The sequence below is a fragment of the Salinisphaera shabanensis E1L3A genome (assembly GCF_000215955.2).
In the GTDB taxonomy this organism is placed as follows: Bacteria; Pseudomonadota; Gammaproteobacteria; order Nevskiales; family Salinisphaeraceae; genus Salinisphaera; species Salinisphaera shabanensis.
The window spans coordinates 26163-46010 of the sequence record NZ_AFNV02000024.1; the positions used below are offsets into that span (position 1 = coordinate 26163).

The 19848-nt window shown below is 61.0% G+C and carries 18 protein-coding genes and 1 tRNA gene; all 19 read right to left on the minus strand.

Translation table 11 applies throughout. From position 1 onward, the window contains the following. Positions 1-14 precede the first annotated feature (14 nt). The 19 genes from rpsS to SSPSH_RS14540 all read right to left on the minus strand — a co-directional run bounded on the left by rpsS (position 15) and on the right by SSPSH_RS14540 (position 19730). Complete coding sequence (gene rpsS / locus SSPSH_RS14450) at positions 15-284, minus strand: 30S ribosomal protein S19 (RefSeq protein ID WP_006913633.1); 270 nt, start codon at positions 282-284, stop codon at positions 15-17. Between the two features lie 30 nt (positions 285-314). After that, the gene (gene rplB / locus SSPSH_RS14455; RefSeq protein ID WP_006913632.1) at positions 315-1151 is read right to left on the minus strand and encodes a 50S ribosomal protein L2; all 837 of its coding nucleotides are present in this window, start codon (positions 1149-1151) and stop codon (positions 315-317) included. A gap of 33 nt (positions 1152-1184) precedes the next feature. Then, positions 1185-1487: a 50S ribosomal protein L23 gene (gene rplW / locus SSPSH_RS14460; RefSeq protein WP_006913631.1), complete on the minus strand. Its 303-nt coding sequence runs from the start codon at positions 1485-1487 to the stop codon at positions 1185-1187. Next, positions 1484-2092: a 50S ribosomal protein L4 gene (gene rplD, locus SSPSH_RS14465; protein ID WP_006913630.1), complete on the minus strand. Its 609-nt coding sequence runs from the start codon at positions 2090-2092 to the stop codon at positions 1484-1486. Before rplD ends, rplW begins: the two co-directional genes overlap by 4 nt. A gap of 27 nt (positions 2093-2119) precedes the next feature. Continuing rightward, entirely contained in the window at positions 2120-2827 is a 708-nt protein-coding gene (gene rplC, locus SSPSH_RS14470; RefSeq protein WP_021031836.1) for a 50S ribosomal protein L3, read from the minus strand. Between the two features lie 147 nt (positions 2828-2974). Continuing rightward, positions 2975-3289, minus strand: a complete 315-nt coding sequence (gene rpsJ, locus SSPSH_RS14475) for a 30S ribosomal protein S10 (protein WP_006913628.1) — start codon at positions 3287-3289, stop codon at positions 2975-2977. A gap of 2 nt (positions 3290-3291) precedes the next feature. Then, positions 3292-4482 (minus strand): elongation factor Tu, encoded by a 1191-nt coding sequence (gene tuf / locus SSPSH_RS14480; protein WP_006913627.1) that lies wholly within the window; start codon positions 4480-4482, stop codon positions 3292-3294. 12 nt (positions 4483-4494) lie between these two features. Further along, positions 4495-6609, minus strand: coding sequence for an elongation factor G (gene fusA, locus SSPSH_RS14485; protein WP_006913626.1), 2115 nt, complete (start codon positions 6607-6609; stop codon positions 4495-4497). A gap of 48 nt (positions 6610-6657) precedes the next feature. After that, positions 6658-7131, minus strand: a complete 474-nt coding sequence (gene rpsG / locus SSPSH_RS14490) for a 30S ribosomal protein S7 (protein WP_006913625.1) — start codon at positions 7129-7131, stop codon at positions 6658-6660. A gap of 40 nt (positions 7132-7171) precedes the next feature. Further along, positions 7172-7546, minus strand: a complete 375-nt coding sequence (gene rpsL, locus SSPSH_RS14495) for a 30S ribosomal protein S12 (protein ID WP_006913624.1) — start codon at positions 7544-7546, stop codon at positions 7172-7174. A 125-nt stretch (positions 7547-7671) separates the two neighbouring features. Further along, positions 7672-11895, minus strand: a complete 4224-nt coding sequence (gene rpoC / locus SSPSH_RS14500; protein WP_006913623.1) for a DNA-directed RNA polymerase subunit beta' — start codon at positions 11893-11895, stop codon at positions 7672-7674. Positions 11896-11992: 97 nt separating this feature from the next. Next, complete coding sequence (gene rpoB / locus SSPSH_RS14505; protein WP_006913622.1) at positions 11993-16075, minus strand: DNA-directed RNA polymerase subunit beta; 4083 nt, start codon at positions 16073-16075, stop codon at positions 11993-11995. A gap of 171 nt (positions 16076-16246) precedes the next feature. Next, positions 16247-16624, minus strand: a complete 378-nt coding sequence (gene rplL / locus SSPSH_RS14510; protein ID WP_006913621.1) for a 50S ribosomal protein L7/L12 — start codon at positions 16622-16624, stop codon at positions 16247-16249. A 47-nt stretch (positions 16625-16671) separates the two neighbouring features. After that, positions 16672-17193 (minus strand): 50S ribosomal protein L10, encoded by a 522-nt coding sequence (rplJ, locus tag SSPSH_RS14515; protein WP_040608322.1) that lies wholly within the window; start codon positions 17191-17193, stop codon positions 16672-16674. 277 nt (positions 17194-17470) lie between these two features. Then, positions 17471-18169, minus strand: coding sequence for a 50S ribosomal protein L1 (rplA, locus tag SSPSH_RS14520; protein WP_006913618.1), 699 nt, complete (start codon positions 18167-18169; stop codon positions 17471-17473). A gap of 3 nt (positions 18170-18172) precedes the next feature. Beyond that, positions 18173-18601: a 50S ribosomal protein L11 gene (gene rplK, locus SSPSH_RS14525; protein WP_006913617.1), complete on the minus strand. Its 429-nt coding sequence runs from the start codon at positions 18599-18601 to the stop codon at positions 18173-18175. 89 nt (positions 18602-18690) lie between these two features. Beyond that, positions 18691-19224: a transcription termination/antitermination protein NusG gene (gene nusG / locus SSPSH_RS14530; RefSeq protein WP_006913616.1), complete on the minus strand. Its 534-nt coding sequence runs from the start codon at positions 19222-19224 to the stop codon at positions 18691-18693. Positions 19225-19241: 17 nt separating this feature from the next. Further along, a complete protein-coding gene (gene secE, locus SSPSH_RS14535; protein WP_006913615.1) occupies positions 19242-19613 on the minus strand; it encodes a preprotein translocase subunit SecE in 372 nt (123 codons plus the stop codon). Between the two features lie 41 nt (positions 19614-19654). Beyond that, positions 19655-19730 (minus strand) — tRNA-Trp (locus SSPSH_RS14540). Between the last annotated feature and the right edge of the window lie 118 nt (positions 19731-19848).

Consider the following 19848-nt stretch of genomic DNA (forward strand, 5'->3'; position numbering starts at 1 on the left):
GATAAGTCCTCGCCTTAACCCTTGCGGTCGCCCAGATGGCCCTTGAAGGTGCGCGTCGGCGAAAACTCGCCGAGCTTGTGCCCGACCATGTTTTCCGACACGAACACCGGCACGTGCTGACGGCCGTTATGCACGGCGATCGTCAGGCCGATCATGTCCGGCGTCACCATCGAGCGACGCGACCACGTCTTGATCGGACGCTTGGTGCTGCTGTTCGCGGCTGCTTCCACCTTGGCGGCGAGATGCAGATCGACGAACGGGCCTTTCTTGATTGAACGGGGCATAGCTATTCCTGTGCCTTTATAAAACGCGGCTTACCGCTTCTTACGCTTGACGCTGCGACGAACAATCATGCCGTCGGTGCGCTTGTTAGCACGCGTCTTGAAACCCTTGGTCTTCCAACCCCAGGGGCTGGTCGGATGCCGACCGCCACTGGTCCGGCCTTCACCACCACCATGGGGGTGATCGACCGGGTTCATCGCCACACCGCGAACGGTCGGGCGACGACCACGCCAACGCTTCGCGCCGGCCTTGCCGAGCTGACGCAGGCTATGCTCGTAATTGCCGACCTCGCCTACCGTCGCACGGCAGTTGATATGTACGCGCCGCGTTTCACCGGACTTCAGCCGGATCACCGCATATTCGCCCGCACGCGCCGCAACCTGGATTGCAGCACCGGCACTACGGCCCAGCTGCGCACCCTTGCCGGGCCGCATTTCCACGCAATGCACGGTCGTGCCTACGGGAATACTGGCCAGCGGCAACGCGTTGCCGGGGCGAATCGGCGCCTGCGGACCGGACACGATCTTCGTGTCAACGGTCACACCGCGCGGCGCGATGATGTAACGACGCTCGCCATCGGCATAGCAAAGCAAGGCGATATTGGCGCTACGATTCGGATCGTATTCAAGGCGCTCGACCTTGGCCGGCACACCATCCTTGTCCCGCTTGAAATCTACCAGGCGGTAATGCTGACGATGACCGCCGCCACGGTGACGCACCGTAATGCGACCGTTGTTGTTGCGACCACCCTGTTTGTGCTTCTTGACGACCAGCGAGGATTCCGGCTTGCCGTTATGCAGCGACGCATCCTTGACGCTGACGACGAAGCGGCGACCCGCAGATGTCGGCTTGGCTTTCTTGAGTGCCATAGTTTCTTACCTTTTGGCGCTTGCTACGAGCGCTTACTGGGTGGCGCCGTCGAGGAAATCGATTTCCTCGCCCTGGGCCAACGTGACGTAGGCCTTCTTCCAGCCACTACGCACACCCGGACGACCACGGAATCGCTTGAGCTTGGGCTTGACGTTAACCGTATTCACGCCCTCGACCTTGACGTCGAAAAGCGTGGCCACCGCCGTCTTGATCTCGGCCTTGCTCGCCGTATTCGCAACTTCGAAGACGACCTGATTGTTCGCGTCGGCCACCACGGTGCTCTTTTCAGAGATGTGGGGCGCGCGCAGAATCTGAAAGATGCGTTCCTGATTCATTGCAGCCAACCTTCGAGCGCGCGCAGCGCGTCTTCCGTAATGAGCACATTCTCGGCACCGACCAGCACGACCGGATCCAGCGCGTTCACGGCGACCACGTCCAGGCCGACAACGTTATTGGCCGAATAGCCAAGCTTGTCATCGACTTCGGAGACCACGATCAGGCCGCGCGCCTCGCAGTTCTGATCGGACAGCGCCTTGAGCAGACCCTTGGTGCTGCGCGCTTCCAGCGCGGGCGCCTCGATGACCGTCAAACGCTCCTGGCGCAGCAGCTCCGAGACGATCGCACTCATGCCGGCGCGATACATCTTGCGGTTGACCTTCTGCGCGTAATCGCGCGGGCTCGCCGCAAAGGTCACACCACCGCCGGTCCAGATCGGGCTGCGAATGGTGCCGGCACGGGCACGACCGGTACCCTTCTGGCGCCACGGCTTCTTGCCGCCGCCGCGCACTTCGGCACGATTCTTCTGCGCCTTGGTGCCCGCACGAGCGCCAGCCAGATACGCCGTGACGATCTGATGAACCAGATCCTTGTTGAACGGACGAGCAAAGATCGCATCGGAAACCGAAACCGTCTTGCCGCCTGTTGCCAAATTGAGTTCCATGACTTATGCCTGTCGTAAAAGTCGGGCCTAGCCGGCCTTCTTGACCGCGGGGCTGATGACCACGTCACCACCCTTCGCGCCCGGAACGCCGCCCTGGATCAGAATCAGGTTGCGCTCCGCATCCACACGTACGACCCGCAGGTTCTGAACGGTGGTGCGCGCATTGCCCAACTGACCGGACATCTTCTTGCCCTTGAACACATGGCCGGGCGACTGGTTCTGGCCGATGGAACCCGGCGCACGGTGCGCCTTGGAGTTACCATGCGTCATGCGCTGCGAGCGGAAGTTATGGCGCTTGATGACGCCGCCATAACCTTTACCGATCGAGCGCCCAACCACGTCCACGATCTGCCCTTCCGAGAACAGCGACACGGTCAGCTCGCCACCGACGGCCAACTCGACCTGTTCGGCTTCGGCCGGCTCTTCGCCTTCCTCGGTCGGCTGCGGAGCAGCAACCGGAACCGTCGGCCATTCGCCTTCGACCCGGAACTCCCACAAGCCGCGACCTGCTTCGACGCCGGCCTTCTTGAAGTGCCCGGCGGCGGCCTTGGTCACGCGACTTGCACGACGTTCGCCCGTGGTTACCTGAATCGCGCGATAGCCGTCACTGTCGCTGTCCTTCATCTGAACGACGCGATTGGGCTCGACTTCGACGACCGTTACCGGAACGGACACGCCATTTTCGTCGAAAACGCGAGACATGCCGCGCTTGCGACCTACCAATCCAATAGCCATGTGTTAAGTACCTTCTCGCTTATCGCCACTCGCTAGAGGGGGCGACAGTTCAAGTTTGGTTGCATCCAGTGAACGAAGCCCGCGTGCAGCGGGCTTCGTTCGCCAGGGCCGCGGACTATACCAGACCGCAACCGTTTTGTCTCGTTCTTACTGCAATTTAATTTGGACGTCGACGCCCGCAGCAAGATCCAGCTTCATGAGCGCGTCCACGGTCTTCTCCGTGGGCTCCACGATATCCATCATCCGCTTGTGCGTGCGGATTTCGTACTGATCGCGCGCATCCTTGTTCACATGCGGCGAAATGAGGATCGTGTAGCGCTCCTTTCGCGTCGGCAGCGGGATCGGGCCGTGCACCTGCGCACCCGTGCGCTTGGCGGTTTCCACGATCTCACGCGCCGACTTGTCGATCAGGCGATGATCGAAAGCCTTGAGGCGAATACGAATGTTCTGACTTGCGGCCATGTTTATTCCGTAATCTTGGTCACGACGCCGGCACCCACGGTGCGGCCGCCTTCACGAATGGCGAAGCGCAGGCCTTCTTCCATCGCGATCGGGTGGATCAGTTCGACGTTCATCGTGACGTTGTCGCCCGGCATCACCATCTCGGTGTCGGCCGGCAGTTCACACGCGCCCGTCACGTCGGTCGTGCGGAAGTAGAACTGCGGACGATAGCCCTTGAAGAACGGGGTATGACGACCGCCTTCTTCTTTCTTGAGCACGTACACTTCGCATTCGAACTTGGTGTGCGGCGTGATCGAACCGGGCTTGGCCAGCACCTGGCCGCGCTCGATGTCTTCACGCTTGGTGCCACGCAGCAGTACGCCGATGTTGTCGCCGGCCTGACCCTGGTCGAGCAGACGACGGAACATTTCGACACCGGTGACGGTGGTCTTGGTGGTGGGGTTGATGCCCACGATTTCGATGTCGTCGCCGACATTGACGATGCCACGCTCGACACGACCGGTGGCGACGGTGCCACGACCGGAGATCGAGAAGACGTCTTCGACCGGCATGAGGAAGGCGCCGTCCACGGCACGTTCCGGCTCGGGAATGAAGTCGTCCATGGCGCGCACGAGCTTGGCGATGGCTTCGATGCCGTATTCGCCTTCGTCACCTTCCAGCGCCTTGAGCGCGGAGCCGACGATCACCGGGGTGTCGTCACCGGGGAAGTCGTAGGCGTCGAGCAGTTCGCGCACTTCCATTTCGACGAGCTCGAGCAGCTCTTCGTCGTCGACCATGTCGGCCTTGTTGAGGAACACGACGATATGCGGCACGCCGACCTGACGCGACAGCAGGATGTGCTCACGCGTCTGCGGCATGGGGCCGTCAGCAGCCGAAACCACCAGAATCGCGCCGTCCATCTGGGCGGCACCGGTGATCATGTTCTTGACGTAGTCGGCGTGACCCGGGCAGTCGACGTGGGCGTAGTGACGCGCTTCACTTTCGTATTCGACGTGCGAGGTCGAGATCGTGATACCACGCGCCTTTTCTTCCGGCGCCTTGTCGATCATGTCAAACGCCGACAGCTGCGATCCGAACAAACGGTTCGATACCACCGTCAGCGCCGCCGTCAACGTGGTCTTGCCATGGTCCACGTGACCAATCGTGCCGACGTTTACGTGCGGCTTGTTACGCTCGAATTTTGATTTGGACACGGCGACTACCTCTTATGCCTTTTGCGACTGGTTGCGGGTGAGCCCTTCGATTACATGCGAAGGTGCTTCCGAATATTTCTCGAACTGCATGGTATAGGTGGCACGACCCTGGCTCATGGAGCGCAGATCGGTCGAATAACCAAACATTTCCGACAGCGGCACTTCAGCAGACAGCTGCTTGCCGGTGGGAATGTCTTCCATACCCTTGACGGTGCCGCGACGGCGATTCAGATCGCCCATCACATCACCCATGTATTCTTCGGGCGTGACGACTTCGACGTCCATCATCGGCTCAAGCAGAACCGGCGACGCCTTGCGCGCACCATCCTTGAACGCCATCGAGCCGGCTATCTTAAACGCGGCCTCGCTGGAGTCAACATCATGGTAGGAACCGTCGTACAGCGTGACCTTAAGATCCACCATCGGATAACCGGCCACGACACCGTTGGTCATCGCCTCTTGGACGCCCTTGTCCACAGAGTTGATGTATTCCTTCGGCACCACACCACCCGTAATGGCGTTGACGAACTCGTAACCCTTGCCCGCCTCTTCTTGCGGCTCGAGCCGCAGATAGACGTGGCCGTACTGACCGCGACCGCCGGACTGACGAACGAACTTGCCTTCCTGCTCGACTTCCTTGCGGATCGTTTCGCGGTAGGCCACCTGCGGTGCACCGACGTTGGCTTCCACGCCGAATTCGCGCTTCATGCGATCGACGATGATTTCCAGATGCAGCTCGCCCATGCCCGAAATGATGGTCTGCGCGGTTTCCTCGTCGGTACGCACCTGGAAGGACGGATCCTCCTGGGCCAGCTTCGACAGGGCCACGCCCATCTTTTCCTGATCGGCACGCGATTTCGGCTCGACGGCCACCGCGATAACCGGGTCGGGGAACTCCATGCGCTCGAGAATGACCTGGGAGTCCGGCGCACACAGCGTATAACCCGTGGTGACATTCTTCAGGCCAACCACAGCGGCAATATCACCCGCACGCACTTCCTTGATCTCCTCACGGGAGTTGGAGTGCATTTGCAGGATACGGCCGACGCGCTCTTTCTTGTTCTCGATCGGGTTGTAGACCGAGTCGCCGGAGGAGAGCACACCCGAGTAGACACGAATGAAGGCCAGCGAACCGACGAACGGGTCGGTCGCGATCTTGAATACGAGCGCCGAGAACGGCTCTTCGTCACTGGCGCGGCGCTCGATCTTGACTTCAGGATCGTTCGCGTCCTGGCCCTTGATCGGCGGCACTTCGGTCGGCGCCGGCAGGTAGTCGACGACCGCGTCGAGCATCGCCTGCACGCCCTTGTTCTTGAACGCGGTACCACACAGGCACAGGCAGATTTCGTTGTTGATGGTGCGCGTGCGCAGACCGGCCTTGATGTCGTCGTTCGACAGCTCACCGTCTTCGAGGTACTTGTCCATCAACGCTTCGTTGGCTTCGGCGGCGGCCTCGACCATCTCTTCGCGATACTTCTCTGCATCGGCCTTGAGATGGTCGGGGATTTCGCGCGCTTCGAACGTACGACCTGCGTCTTCTTCGTTCCAGTAGATCGCCTGCATGCGCAGCAGATCGACCACGCCTTCGAAATCGTCTTCCGCGCCGATCGGCAGCTGGATGGACACCGGATGGGTGGCCAGACGATCGCGCATCATCTGCACGCAGCGATAGTAGTCCGCACCCAGCTTGTCCATCTTGTTGACGAACACCAGCCGCGGCACGTGGTACTTGTTGGCCTGGCGCCATACCGTTTCCGTCTGCGGCTCGACACCGGCGTTGGCATCGAGCACACATACCGCGCCGTCGAGCACACGCAGCGAACGCTCGACTTCGATGGTGAAGTCAACGTGACCGGGCGTGTCGATGATGTTGATACGGTACTGCTCGGGGAACTGCTGCTCCATGCCCTGCCAGAAACAGGTGGTCGCAGCCGAGGTGATGGTGATGCCGCGCTCCTGCTCCTGCGCCATCCAATCCATCACGGCCGCGCCGTCATGCACTTCGCCCATCTTGTGAGAGATGCCGGTGTAGTAGAGCACACGCTCGGTGGTCGTGGTCTTGCCGGCATCGATATGCGCCATGATGCCGATGTTGCGATAGCGCTCGAGAGGATGCTTGCGGGCCATGAAAGTCTCTTGAATCTTGCGAAATGGAGCGCGCGAAAACCGCGCGTCTTACCAGCGGAAGTGCGAGAACGCCTTGTTGGCGTCGGCCATCCGGTGCGTGTCTTCGCGCTTTTTAACCGCGGCGCCACGATGCTCGGAGGCATCCAGCAGCTCGCCAGCCAGACGCTGAGCCATGGAATGCTCGCCACGCTTGCGCGCTGCGTCGATCACCCAGCGCATGGCCAGCGTAGTACGACGCACGGCACGCACTTCGACCGGGACCTGATAGGTCGCACCACCGACACGGCGGGACTTGACCTCGACCGCCGGACGGATGTTGTCCAGCGCTTCCTCGAGAATCTCGAGGGGCTCGTCGGTGCCTTTCTTGGTACCGATCTGGGTCAGCGCGCCATAGACGATGGCCTCGGCCTTCGACTTTTTGCCATCTTCCATGATCATGTTCATGAACTTGGCCAGCAACTCGCTGTGATAGCGCGGATCGGGCAGAATTTCGCGACGCGGCGCGGATGCACGACGGGACATAGTGAACCTTTAGGTAATTCGGTGAACTAGTGCGTTCGGACTAGGACTTCGGCTTCTTGGCGCCGTACTTGGAACGGCCCTGGCGGCGTGCCTCGACGCCCGAGGCGTCCAGTGCACCGCGCACCGTGTGATAACGCACACCGGGCAAATCCTTTACACGACCGCCACGAATGAGCACGACCGAGTGTTCCTGCAGGTTATGCCCTTCGCCGCCGATATAGCTGGCGACTTCGAAACCGTTGGTCAGACGAACACGTGCAACCTTACGCAGCGCGGAGTTCGGCTTCTTCGGCGTGGTGGTATAGACACGCGTGCACACACCACGGCGCTGCGGACAGCCCTGCAGCGCGGGCACGTCGTTCTTCTGGCGCTTGTCTTTGCGGCCCTTGCGGACCAGTTGGTTGACCGTAGACACGTCGTCACCCTACTCGATCGATTAAAAATATTAAGGCAGCGCGACCCGACGTCGTGCTGCCGTTAAAGGACGGCGGATACTAATAGTGGCGCGCCGCGCTGTCAAGCACGGCGCGCCATATCACCTCAGGCCGAGTCTTCGTTGGTGGATTCCTCGGCTTCGGCCTCGTCGCTGGCGCCGGGGATCTGTTCGTCGCGCGGCAGCGCGCCTTCCAGATCCAGCGGCCCGAGACGCTCGCGGCGGCGCTGCTCGTGGTACGCAAGACCGGTACCGGCCGGAATCAGACGACCGACGATGACGTTCTCCTTGAGGCCACGCAGGTCGTCGCGGGCGCCGCGCACGGCGGCCTCGGTCAGCACGCGCGTAGTCTCCTGGAACGATGCCGCCGAGATGAACGACTCCGTCGACAGACTGGCCTTGGTGATGCCCAGCAGCAGGCGGTCGAATGTGGCCGGCTGCTCGCCCTTGGCCTCGACCCGGCGGTTTTCGTTGAGTACCGCCTGGTATTCCGCCTGTTCGCCCTGCAGGAAGGAGGTATCGCCGGCATCGACGATTTCCACCCGGCGCAGCATCTGACGCACGATCACCTCGATGTGCTTGTCGTTGATGCGCACGCCCTGCAAGCGGTAGACGTCCTGGATTTCCTTGACCAGATAGTCCGCCAGTTTCGGGATACCCTGCAGACGCAGGATGTCATGCGGCATCGGCTCGCCATCGGAGATGATTTCGCCCTTCTCGACGTGCTCGCCTTCGAACACGTTGATCTGGCGCCACTTGGGAATGAGGATCTCGTTCTCGTAGCCTTCCGAGTCCACGATCTTGAGGCGCTGCTTGCCCTTGGTCGCCTCGCCGAAGCGAATCGTACCCGCGGCCTCGGCAAGAATCGCCGGAACCTTGGGCTTGCGCGCCTCGAACAGATCGGCCACACGCGGCAGACCACCGGTGATATCACGCGTCTTGGACGATTCCTGCGGAATACGTGCGGTGACGTCACCCACGACCACGCTCTGGCCGTCCTCGACCACCACGATGGCCTTGGGCGGCAGACTGTAGGCCGCCGGGATTTCGGTGCCCGGGAAGTTGAGCTCGTTGCCGTCGTTATCCAGCAGCTTGATCACCGGACGCAGGTCGCGATTGCCCTGGCCACGCGATTTCGGCTCGGTAACCACCAGCGTGGATACACCGGTGATCTCGTCGATTTCGCGCTGGACGGTCACACCCTCGATGAACTCCTCGAATTTCACCTTGCCGGCGACTTCCGAGATGATCGGGTGGGTATGCGGGTCCCAGTCGGCCAGACGGGCGCCGGCCTCGACCACATCGCCCTCGCCCACATGCAGACGTGCACCGTAGGGGATCTTGTAGCGTTCCTTCTCGCGATAATTGTCGTCCATGACGCCAATTTCGCCGGAACGCGACACGGCCACCAGGTGGCCGCCCTCGGCATGTTCGACCGTCTTGATGTTGTGCAGTTTGACGGTACCGGCGGACTTGACCTCGACCCCGTCGGCCGAGACCGCACGCGATGCGGCACCACCCACGTGGAAGGTACGCATGGTCAGCTGGGTACCCGGCTCGCCGATCGACTGCGCAGCGATCACGCCCACCGATTCGCCAATGGAAACCTGCTCGCCCCGGGCCAGATCGCGGCCGTAGCACTGCGCACAGACACCGAACGGCGCTTCGCAGGTGATCGGGCTCCGCACGTGGACCTCGTCGATCGAGTTGACCTCGAGCAGATCCACTTCCTTTTCGGAGAGCAGCTGTCCGGCGTTGAGCAGGGTGTGGTTGGTGGCCGGATCGACAACGTCGGAGGCCAACACACGACCGAGCACGCGCTCGCGCAGGGGTTCGACCACATCGCCGCCTTCGACGATGGGATACATCTTGATGCCCTGGTCGGTCCCGCAGTCGTGATCGGTAATGACCACGTCCTGGGACACGTCCACGAGACGGCGGGTCAGATAACCCGAGTTCGCGGTCTTGAGCGCGGTATCGGCCAGACCCTTACGCGCACCATGTGTGGAGATGAAGTACTGGAGTACGTTCAGACCTTCACGGAAGTTCGCGGTAATGGGCGTTTCGATGATCGAGCCATCCGGCTTGGCCATCAGGCCACGCATGCCAGCCAGCTGACGAATCTGGGCCGCACTACCACGCGCGCCGGAATCCGCCATCATGAAGATCGAGTTGAACGACGTCTGGTCGATGGCATTGCCTTCGGAGTCGACCACTTCGTCGAGACCTAGCTTGTCCATCATCGCGCCCGCGATCTGCTCGTTGGCACGCGACCAGATATCGATGACCTTGTTGTAGCGCTCGCCCTGGGTCACGAGACCGGAGGTGTACTGCTCCTCGATCTCCTTGACCTCGTCCTCGGCACGCGCCAGCACGGTGGTCTTTTCTTCCGGGATCACCATGTCGCCCACGGCGATGGAAATACCCGCCTTGGTGGACATGCGAAAACCCGTGTACATCAGCTGGTCAGCGAACACGACCGTGTCCTTGAGACCGACATCGCGATAGCTGGAGTTGATGACATCGCCGACCGCCTTCTTGTCCAGCTCACGGTTGATGAGCTTGAAGGGCAGACCCTTGGGCAGGATTTCGGACAGCATCGCACGGCCGACCGTGGTTTCCACGATCCGGGTCACCGGCGTCTGGTTGTTGTCCTCGTCCACGTCGACGTCGTTGATACGCACCTTGATATGCGCCTGCAGATCGACCTGCTGGGCATCATAGGCACGATAGACCTCGGAGACGTCCGCGAAGGTCATGCCCTCGCCGAGCTGATTCACGCGCGAACGCGTCATCCAGTACAGGCCGAGCACGACGTCCTGGGTCGGTACGATGATCGGCGCACCGGAGGCCGGCGACAGGATGTTGTTCGACGCCATCATCAGCACGCGCGCTTCCAGCTGTGCTTCGATGGACAGCGGCACGTGCACGGCCATCTGGTCGCCGTCGAAGTCGGCGTTGAAGGCGGTGCAGACCAGCGGATGCAGCTGGATCGCCTTGCCTTCGATGAGCACCGGCTCGAACGCCTGGATACCCAGACGATGCAGGGTCGGCGCACGGTTGAGCATGACCGGGTGCTCGCGGATGACTTCCTCGAGCATATCCCAGACTTCCGGCTCTTCACGCTCGACCATCTTCTTGGCAGCCTTGATCGTGGAGGCCAGCTCCAGACGCTGCAGGCGCGAATAGATGAACGGCTTGAACAGCTCCAGCGCCATCTTCTTGGGCAGACCGCACTGGTGCAGCTTGAGCGTCGGGCCGACCACGATGACCGAACGGCCCGAGTAGTCGACACGCTTGCCCAGCAGGTTCTGACGGAAACGGCCCTGCTTGCCCTTGATCATGTCGGCCAGCGACTTGAGCGGACGACGGTTGGAGCCGGTGATCGCGCGACCGCGACGGCCGTTGTCGATCAGCGCGTCCACGGACTCCTGCAGCATGCGCTTTTCGTTGCGCACGATGATGTCCGGGGCGTTGAGTTCGAGCAGGCGACGCAGACGGTTATTGCGGTTGATCACGCGACGATACAGATCGTTGAGATCCGAGGTCGCGAACCGACCGCCGTCCAGCGGCACCAGCGGACGCAGATCCGGCGGCAGCACCGGCAGCACGCGCATGATCATCCACTCGGCCTTGTTGCCCGACTGCTGGAAGTACTCCAGCAGCTTCAGGCGCTTGCCGAGACGCTTGATCTTGGTGGCCGAACCGGTGGCATTGAGCTCTTCGCGCATGCGCTGGGCTTCTGCGCCCATGTCCATGTTGCGCAGGATATCGAGCACCGCTTCCGCGCCCATCTTGGCCGCGAATTCGTCGCCGTACTGTTCGACCGTATCGAGGTATTCCTCTTCGGTGAGCAGCGAGTACGGCTCGAGCGGGGTCATGCCCGGATCGGTGACCACATAGGCTTCGAAATACAGCACGCGCTCGATCGCGCGCAGCGGCATGTCGAGCAGCAGGCCGATACGGGACGGCAGGCTCTTGAGGAACCAGATATGGGCGACCGGCGAGGCCAGGTCGATATGACCCATGCGCTCACGACGTACCTTGGTCTGGGTGACCTCGACGCCGCATTTTTCGCAGATCACACCGCGGTGCTTCATGCGCTTGTACTTGCCGCACAGGCATTCGTAATCCTTGACCGGGCCAAAGATACGCGCACAGAACAGCCCGTCACGTTCCGGCTTGAACGTACGGTAGTTGATGGTTTCCGGCTTTTTCACCTCGCCGAACGACCACGAACGGATCGTTTCCGGCGACGCGAGGCCGATCTTGATGGCGTCGAATTCTTCGACGTCGTCGGCGCTCTTGAACAGATTCAGCAGATCTTTCATGGGGTACTCCAGATCGTGAGGGGCGTGGACACAACGCGCGGCGGTGGGTTAATCCGCCGCTGGCGGCCGGGCTTGCCGGCCGTCACCGCGTACCTCACTAATCATCTTCCTCGAGTTCGATGTTGAGACCCAGCGAACGGATTTCCTTGGTCAACACGTTGAACGACTCCGGCATCCCGGCATGCATCTGGTGATCGCCGTCGACGATGTTCTTGTACATGCGGGTACGACCCGTCACGTCGTCGGATTTCACCGTGAGCATTTCCTGCAGCGTGTAGGCTGCGCCGTAGGCCTGCAGCGCCCAGACCTCCATCTCGCCGAAGCGCTGACCACCGAACTGCGCCTTGCCGCCCAGCGGCTGCTGGGTGACCAGCGAGTACGGGCCAGTCGAACGGGCATGCATCTTGTCGTCGACCAGATGGTTGAGCTTGAGCATGTACATATAGCCGACGGTCACCGGGCGCGAAAAGGTTTCGCCGGTACGGCCGTCGATGAGCGTGGCCTGGCCCGATTCCGGCAATCCGGCGAGCTTGAGCAGACGACGAATCTCGTCTTCGTCGGCACCGTCGAACACCGGCGTGGCCGTGGGCATACCGCCCACGAGGTTGCCGGCCATCGTCATCATCTCTTCATCGTTAAGACTGTCGATGTCTTCCTGGGTGCCGCCTTCGGTGTAGTAGGCCTTCTTCAGGAATTCCCGAATCTCGCCTACCGCCTGCTGCTGCTCGAGCATTTCGCCCACGCGCAGACCGATGCCGCGTGCGGCCCAGCCCAGATGCGTTTCCAGCACCTGACCGATGTTCATGCGCGAGGGCACGCCCAGCGGGTTGAGCACGATATCGGCCGGGGTACCGTCTTCCAGATACGGCATGTCCTCGACCGGCACGATCTGCGAGATCACGCCCTTGTTGCCGTGACGGCCGGCCATCTTGTCGCCCGGTTGTACACGACGCTTCACGGCCAGATAGACCTTGACCATCTTGAGCACGCCCGGTGCGAGTTCGTCGCCCTGGGTGATCTTTTCCTTCTTCGAAGTAAAACGACGCTCGAAGTCGGCTTTCTGATCCTTCAGGCGCTGGGCGATGGATTCGAGCTGCGACTGCGCACTTTCGTCCTGCAGACGGATATCGAACCACTTGCCGCGATCGAGGCCGTCGAGATAGTCGGCGGTGATCTTGGCATCGGCCTTGAGCTTGTTCGGGCCGCCGTCGGCGACCTTGCCCACCAGCATGCTGCGCAGGCGATCGAACAGGTCGTCCTCGAAGATACGCTGCTGGTCGTTGAGGTCCTTGCGCACCTCGGCCAGCTCGTCTTCTTCGATCGACAGTGCACGGGCGTCCTTCTCGACGCCGTCACGCGTGAATACACGCACGTCGATCACGGTGCCGTCCATGCCCGGCGGCACCCGCTGCGAAGAATCCTTCACGTCGGATGCTTTTTCACCAAAGATGGCCCGCAGGAGCTTTTCTTCCGGGGTGAGCTGGGTTTCGCCCTTGGGTGTGACCTTGCCGACCAGGATATCGCCGGCCTTCACTTCGGCGCCGATATAGGCAATACCGGATTCGTCCAGCTTCTGCAGCGCGGATTCGTTCACATTCGGGATATCCGAGGTGATCTCCTCCGGTCCGAGCTTGGTCTCACGGGCGACACAAGTCAGCTCTTCGATATGCACCGAGGTGAAACGGTCTTCTTCGACCACACGCTCGGAGATGAGGATCGAATCCTCGAAGTTATAACCATGCCAGGGCATGAACGCCACGAGCAGGTTCTGCCCCAGGGCCAGCTCGCCCATGTCGGTGGACGGGCCGTCGGCGAGCACGTCGCCACGCTCGATACGATCGCCCGGGGCGACCAGCGGCTTCTGGTTGAGACACGTGTTCTGGTTCGAACGCGTGTACTTGACCATGTTGTAGATATCCACGCCGGCTTCGTCGGCCGAGGTCTCGTCGTCATAGACACGAACCACGACACGCGAGGCGTCGACCTTGTCGACCACACCACCGCGGCGTGCGGTGACGGCGTTGCCGGAGTCGATCGCGACCTTGCGCTCGATACCGGTACCGACCAGCGGCTTGTCCGCACGCAGGCAGGGCACAGCCTGACGCTGCATGTTCGAGCCCATGAGCGCGCGGTTGGCGTCGTCATGCTCCAGGAACGGCACGAGCGAGGCGGCCACCGACATGATCTGCTTCGGCGACACGTCCATGAACTGAACGCGGTCCGGCGAGGCCATGGTGAATTCGTTCTGATGACGACAGGAGACCAGCTCGTCGACCAGATCGCCGTTGTCGTCGACCCGCGCGTTGGCCTGGGCGATGACGTAGCGGCCTTCCTCGATTGCCGAAAGGTACTCGACCTCTTCGGTCGCACGGCCGTTCTCGACCTTGCGATACGGGGTTTCCAGGAAGCCGTAATCGTTGGTTCGCGAATAGACCGACAGCGAGTTGATCAGACCGATGTTCGGGCCTTCCGGCGTTTCGATCGGGCAGATACGACCGTAATGGGTCGGGTGCACGTCGCGCACTTCAAAGCCCGCACGCTCACGGGTCAGACCACCCGGCCCGAGCGCGGACACACGACGCTTATGCGTGACCTCGGACAACGGATTGTTCTGATCCATGAACTGCGACAGCTGCGAGGAGCCGAAGAATTCCTTGACCGCTGCAGCGACCGGCTTGGCGTTGATCAGATCCTGGGGCATCAGACCTTCGGACTCGGCGATCGACAGGCGTTCGCGCACCGCACGCTCGACACGCACCAGACCGGTACGGAAGGCGTTTTCAGCCATTTCACCAACCGAACGCACACGACGATTGCCCAGATGGTCGATATCGTCCGTCTGGCCAATGCCGTTACGAATCGACACCAGCTCCTTGAGTACGGCGATGATGTCGTCGTTGGACAGCACGGACTCGCCGGTGGCCTCTTCGCGGCCCAGCCGGCGATTGAACTTCATGCGACCGACGGCCGACAGATCGTAGCGATCTTCGTTGAAGAACAGATTGCCGAACAGGTTCTCGGCGGCATCCTTGGTCGGCGGCTCGCCGGGACGCATCATGCGATAGATTTCGACCAGCGCCTCGAGCTGCGAGTTGCTGGGGTCGACCATCAACGTGCTCGAGATGTACGGGCCGTGATCCAGGTCGTTCACATAGAGGGTCGGCACATCCTGGATGCCGGCCATGCGCAGCGCATCCACGAGCTCTTCGGTCAGCTCGGTGTTCGCCGGCGCCAGCTCTTCACCGGTGTCGGTGTCGATGATGCCGCGCGCGAGCACCTTGCCCACGAGATAGCTTTCCGGCACCTCGAGACGATCCACGCCTGCTTCTTCAAGCTTGCGAATGTGGCGCACGGTGATACGACGGCCTTCTTCCACGATCACGTCGGAACCGGCCTTGATATCGAACGTCGCGGTTTCGCCGCGCAGACGTTCCGGCACGAGCTCCATTTCCACGCCCTTGTCGGACAGGTGGAACATGTTGGTCTCGTGGAAGATTTCCAGCATCTGCTCGGTGTCGTAACCGAGCGCGCGCAGGAGCACGGTCGCCGGCAGCTTGCGGCGACGGTCGATACGCACGTAGACGTTGTCCTTCGGATCGAACTCGAAATCGAGCCACGAGCCGCGGTACGGGATCACGCGCGCGGAATACAGGTACTTGCCCGAGGAATGCGTCTTGCCACGATCGTGGTCGAAGAACACACCGGGACTACGGTGAAGCTGGTTGACGATCACCCGCTCCGTACCGTTGATGATAAAGGTGCCGGTGTCGGTCATGAGCGGCAATTCGCCCATGTAGACTTCCTGCTCCTTGATATCCTTGACCGGCTTCGGGTTCGCCTTGCTGTCCTTATCGTAGATGATAAGACGCACGGTCACGCGCAGCGGCGCCGAGTAGATCATGCCGCGTACGCGACACTCCTTCTCGTCGAACACGGGCTGGCCGAGCCGATAGCTGACATATTCGAGCGCGGCACTGCCCGAATGACTGGACATCGGAAACACCGACGAGAACGCGGCATGCAAACCCATACCGGCGCGCTTTTCGGGATCGAGATCCTTTTGCAGAAACTGCCGGTACGAATCCAGCTGGGTCGCCAGCAGGAACGGCATCTCCAGCACTGAAGGCTGTTTCGCAAAGTCCTTGCGAATACGTTTTTTCTCGGTAAACGAGTAGGCCATGTCACTCAACCCTCTGGTTGGACTTGCTGCAAAACCGTGAGTATTTAGCAGCTGGTATCGCGCGCGTTCGGTCGGGGGCAACGGGAAAAGGCCGGCAGCGTCTCCGCTACCAGCCAATGCCCAAGATGCGTCAAATTATCGTTTCGAACAATGCCTTTGACGCGTCCTGCCTTACTTAAGCTCGACCTTGGCGCCGGCTTCTTCAAGCTTGGTCTTCATTTCTTCGGCTTCTTCCTTCGCAACGCCTTCCTTCAGGGTGGCGGGCGCGGATTCAACCATTTCCTTGGCTTCCTTGAGGCCCAGGCCGGTGATGGCACGGACAGCCTTAATAGCGCCAACCTTGTTGTCGCCGAAGCTGGCCAGAACCACATCGAACTCGGTCTGCTCTTCGGCCGCTGCGGCTTCGCCGCCGCCGCCGGCTGCAGCCATTGCCACCGGGGCAGCTGCAGAGACGCCGAATTTCTCTTCCATCATCTCGACGAGTTCGACAACGTCCATGACGGACATTTCGGAGATCGCTTCGAGTACTTCTTCCTTCGTAGCAGCCATTATGTGCTCCTAATACGTTTGGGGCCGTTCGGCCCGTTTCAATTGATTCAAGCAGCCTGCTTTTCGTCGCGGACTGCAGCCACGGTGCGGCTGAGCTTGGCAACCGGCTCGCGCGTGGTCCGCGCCAGCTTGTCGATGGGTGCTTTCATGACACGCATCAGCTGGGACAGAGCCTCATCACGGGTCGGCAGCTTGGCCAGACGGTCGAGCTGTTCACCAGGCAGCAACTGCCCGTTGAACGAAATCGCCGTCACCTTCAGGGCATCGTGATCCTTACGAAAATCACTAACGACACGAGCCGCCGAACCCGGATCTTCCAGGGAGAACCCCAGAATGACCGGACCGACAAACGCATCGGTCATGCATTCGTAATCGGTGCCCTTCAGGGCCAGCTTGGCCAGATTGTTCTTGACCACCTTCAAATACGCACCACCCTCGCGGGCGTTCACGCGAAGTGCGTCCATCTGACCAGCGGTGAGACCGCGGTATTCCGCAAGCACTGCGGAATGCGCGCGATTCGCCACGTCGCTGACTTCTGCCACCATGGCCTGCTTGGCTTGAAAACTCATGGCCATAGTCATCACTCCTTGAGCAAACCGACGACACATGTCGCCGGATGATTGACCGGACATGCCCGAGGACATGCCCGTCGACGACTGCCGATTGGCGCCTGAGCGCCGCACGACACACGTCATCTGCGTAGGCTGGCGTCGTCGCCTTTAAGAACCGAGACCTTCGGCTCGCCTAACGGTCTTTGACGACGCAGCCATCCAAAGAGCGGGCTGCGCTACAAAGAACTCCTTCACCGACGACACGACCAAAAAGGCCGCGCCGCCGAACATCCACTTATGCCGCGCTCGAACTCGTTGCGTCCACGGCAAGGCCGGGACCCATCGTCGTCGACAGCGACACTTTCTTGAAATACACGCCTTTCGCGTTCGCCGGCTTGGCCTTGCGAAGATCCGCAATCAGCGCTGCCAGGTTTTCCTTCAGCGCGGTGTTTTCGAAATCCACCTTGCCGATCGCGCAGTGAATAATACCGGCCTTATCGGTGCGGTACTGCACCTGACCGGCCTTGGCGTTCTTCACCGCGGTTTCCACATCGGTGGTGACCGTGCCGGTCTTCGGGTTCGGCATCAGACCCTTCGGGCCCAGAATCTGACCCAGACGGCCCACGACCGGCATCGCATCCGGCGTCGCAACGACCATATCGAAGTTGATTTCGCCTGCCTGAACCTGCTCGGCCAAGTCATTGAACCCCACGATGTCGGCGCCCGCAGCCTTGGCTTTCTCGGCGTTCTCACCCTGGGTGAACACGGCCACGCGCACACTCTTGCCGGTGCCGTTGGGCATGACAGTGGAGCCGCGCACGTTCTGGTCCGACTTGCGCGCATTCACACCGAGATTAACGGCCACTTCGACCGACTCGGTGAACTTGGCACTGGACAGCTTCTTGAGCAGATCGAGGGCTTCATCTACCGGATAGACCTTAACCGGATCGACCTGGTCGCGGATGGCAGCCTTGCGCTTGGAAATCTTAGCCATGGCTTAACCCTCCACCTTGATGCCCATCGAACGGGCACTACCTGAAATGATGCGAACCGCGGCATCCATATCGGCAGCATTGAGGTCTGCCCATTTGGTTTGCGCAATCTCTTCGACCTGCGCACGGGTGACCGTACCCACCTTGTTGCGCAGCGGATCGGCCGCACCACTGGTGATCTTGGCAGCCTTCTTCAACAGAATCGCAGCCGGCGGCGTCTTCTTGACGAACGAGAAACTGCGATCCGAGAACACCGTGATCACGACCGGAATCGGCAGGCCCGGCTCGATATCCTGCGTCTCGGCATTGAACGCCTTGCAGAATTCCATGATGTTCACGCCGTGCTGGCCCAGCGCCGGACCCACGGGGGGACTCGGATTGGCCTTGCCGGCCGGGATCTGCAGCTTGATATAGCCCGCAATCTTCTTGGCCATTGAACTACTCCTTCAGGTTCATGCGCCGCGGGCCTGACCCGGGCTCCCTGTGACAAAGAATGCGACGCACCGTGCGTCGCGATGATAGATCAGCTCTTTTCGACCTGATCGAATTCGAGATCGACCGGCGTCGAACGCCCGAAGATCGTCACCGCCACACGCAGACGGTTCTTTTCGTAATTGACTTCCTCGACCACGCCGTTGAAGTCCGCGAACGGGCCGTCGATGACACGCACCTCCTGACCCGGCTCGAAAACCGTCTTCGGACGCGGCTTCTCAACCGACTCTTCGACGCGGTTAAGAATCTGATCTGCTTCCGCGTCGGTGATCGGCGCAGGGCGATCGGCGGTACCGCCAATAAAGCCGAGCACGCGCGGAACACTCTTGACCAGATGCCATGTGTCGTCGTTCATTTCCATATGGACGAGCACATAACCCGGGAAAAACTTGCGCTCGGTCGTACGGCGCTGACCATCCTTGATCTCGACGACCTCTTCGGTCGGCACCAGGATGTCGCCGAAGTAATCCTCCATGCCGTGGCGCGCTGCGTACTCCTTGAGAGAGTCGCGCACTTTCTTCTCGTACTGCGAGAAAGCATGAACCACGTACCAATGCTTGGCCATAAGAATTCGCCTTGCGCCTAGCGGCCGGTCAGAAGTTGAACAGCCCAAGCGAGCACGATATCCAGCGCCCAGATGAACACGGCCAGAATAAGAACCACAACCACGACCATTAGCGTGGTTTGAACCGTTTCACGGCGCGTCGGCCACACCATGCGCCGCAGCTCGGTGCGCGACCCCTGGATATAGGCCCAGGCGGTTTTACCGATCGCGGTTTGCAGCGCAATAGCGATCGCAACCGCGGTGCCGCCCAACAAGCCGAGCACACGCACGAGATCGGTATGCGCCGTGAAATAGTAGTAGCCGACCATGCTCGCCAGCAGCACGCCTATAGCAAGCCATAGCAGCGCTGTATCGAGCAGGGAGCTCGTACGTTTTTCTTGGGTTGCCATCGACGACTCGACCGAAAGAAAAGAGGGAATGCCTGTTTACGTGGCAGGCCAGGAGGGACTCGAACCCCCAACCTGCGGTTTTGGAGACCGCTGCTCTGCCAATTGAGCTACTGGCCTATGCGCGTAAACTCATTGCCCGCGAAAAAGACGGCGGATGTTATCACAGTTTCCAGTTTTGGCAACTGCCCCGCCGCGCTCGCGACCTGGAGACACGAAAGCGGCACTACGAACGACC

Excerpts from the sequence above, each read along its gene's own strand:
- rpsS (WP_006913633.1), bottom strand. The coding sequence starts at position 284 with ATGCCCCGTTCAATCAAGAAAGGCCCGTTCGTCGATCTGCATCTCGCC.
- rplB (WP_006913632.1), bottom strand. The coding sequence starts at position 1,151 with ATGGCACTCAAGAAAGCCAAGCCGACATCTGCGGGTCGCCGCTTCGTC.
- rplW (WP_006913631.1), bottom strand. The coding sequence starts at position 1,487 with ATGAATCAGGAACGCATCTTTCAGATTCTGCGCGCGCCCCACATCTCT.
- rplD (WP_006913630.1), bottom strand. The coding sequence starts at position 2,092 with ATGGAACTCAATTTGGCAACAGGCGGCAAGACGGTTTCGGTTTCCGAT.
- rplC (WP_021031836.1), bottom strand. The coding sequence starts at position 2,827 with ATGGCTATTGGATTGGTAGGTCGCAAGCGCGGCATGTCTCGCGTTTTC.
- rpsJ (WP_006913628.1), bottom strand. The coding sequence starts at position 3,289 with ATGGCCGCAAGTCAGAACATTCGTATTCGCCTCAAGGCTTTCGATCAT.
- fusA (WP_006913626.1), bottom strand. The coding sequence starts at position 6,609 with ATGGCCCGCAAGCATCCTCTCGAGCGCTATCGCAACATCGGCATCATG.
- rpsG (WP_006913625.1), bottom strand. The coding sequence starts at position 7,131 with ATGTCCCGTCGTGCATCCGCGCCGCGTCGCGAAATTCTGCCCGATCCG.
- rpoC (WP_006913623.1), bottom strand. The coding sequence starts at position 11,895 with ATGAAAGATCTGCTGAATCTGTTCAAGAGCGCCGACGACGTCGAAGAA.
- rpoB (WP_006913622.1), bottom strand. The coding sequence starts at position 16,075 with ATGGCCTACTCGTTTACCGAGAAAAAACGTATTCGCAAGGACTTTGCG.
- rplL (WP_006913621.1), bottom strand. The coding sequence starts at position 16,624 with ATGGCTGCTACGAAGGAAGAAGTACTCGAAGCGATCTCCGAAATGTCC.
- rplJ (WP_040608322.1), bottom strand. The coding sequence starts at position 17,193 with ATGAGTTTTCAAGCCAAGCAGGCCATGGTGGCAGAAGTCAGCGACGTG.
- rplA (WP_006913618.1), bottom strand. The coding sequence starts at position 18,169 with ATGGCTAAGATTTCCAAGCGCAAGGCTGCCATCCGCGACCAGGTCGAT.
- rplK (WP_006913617.1), bottom strand. The coding sequence starts at position 18,601 with ATGGCCAAGAAGATTGCGGGCTATATCAAGCTGCAGATCCCGGCCGGC.
- nusG (WP_006913616.1), bottom strand. The coding sequence starts at position 19,224 with ATGGCCAAGCATTGGTACGTGGTTCATGCTTTCTCGCAGTACGAGAAG.
- secE (WP_006913615.1), bottom strand. The coding sequence starts at position 19,613 with ATGGCAACCCAAGAAAAACGTACGAGCTCCCTGCTCGATACAGCGCTG.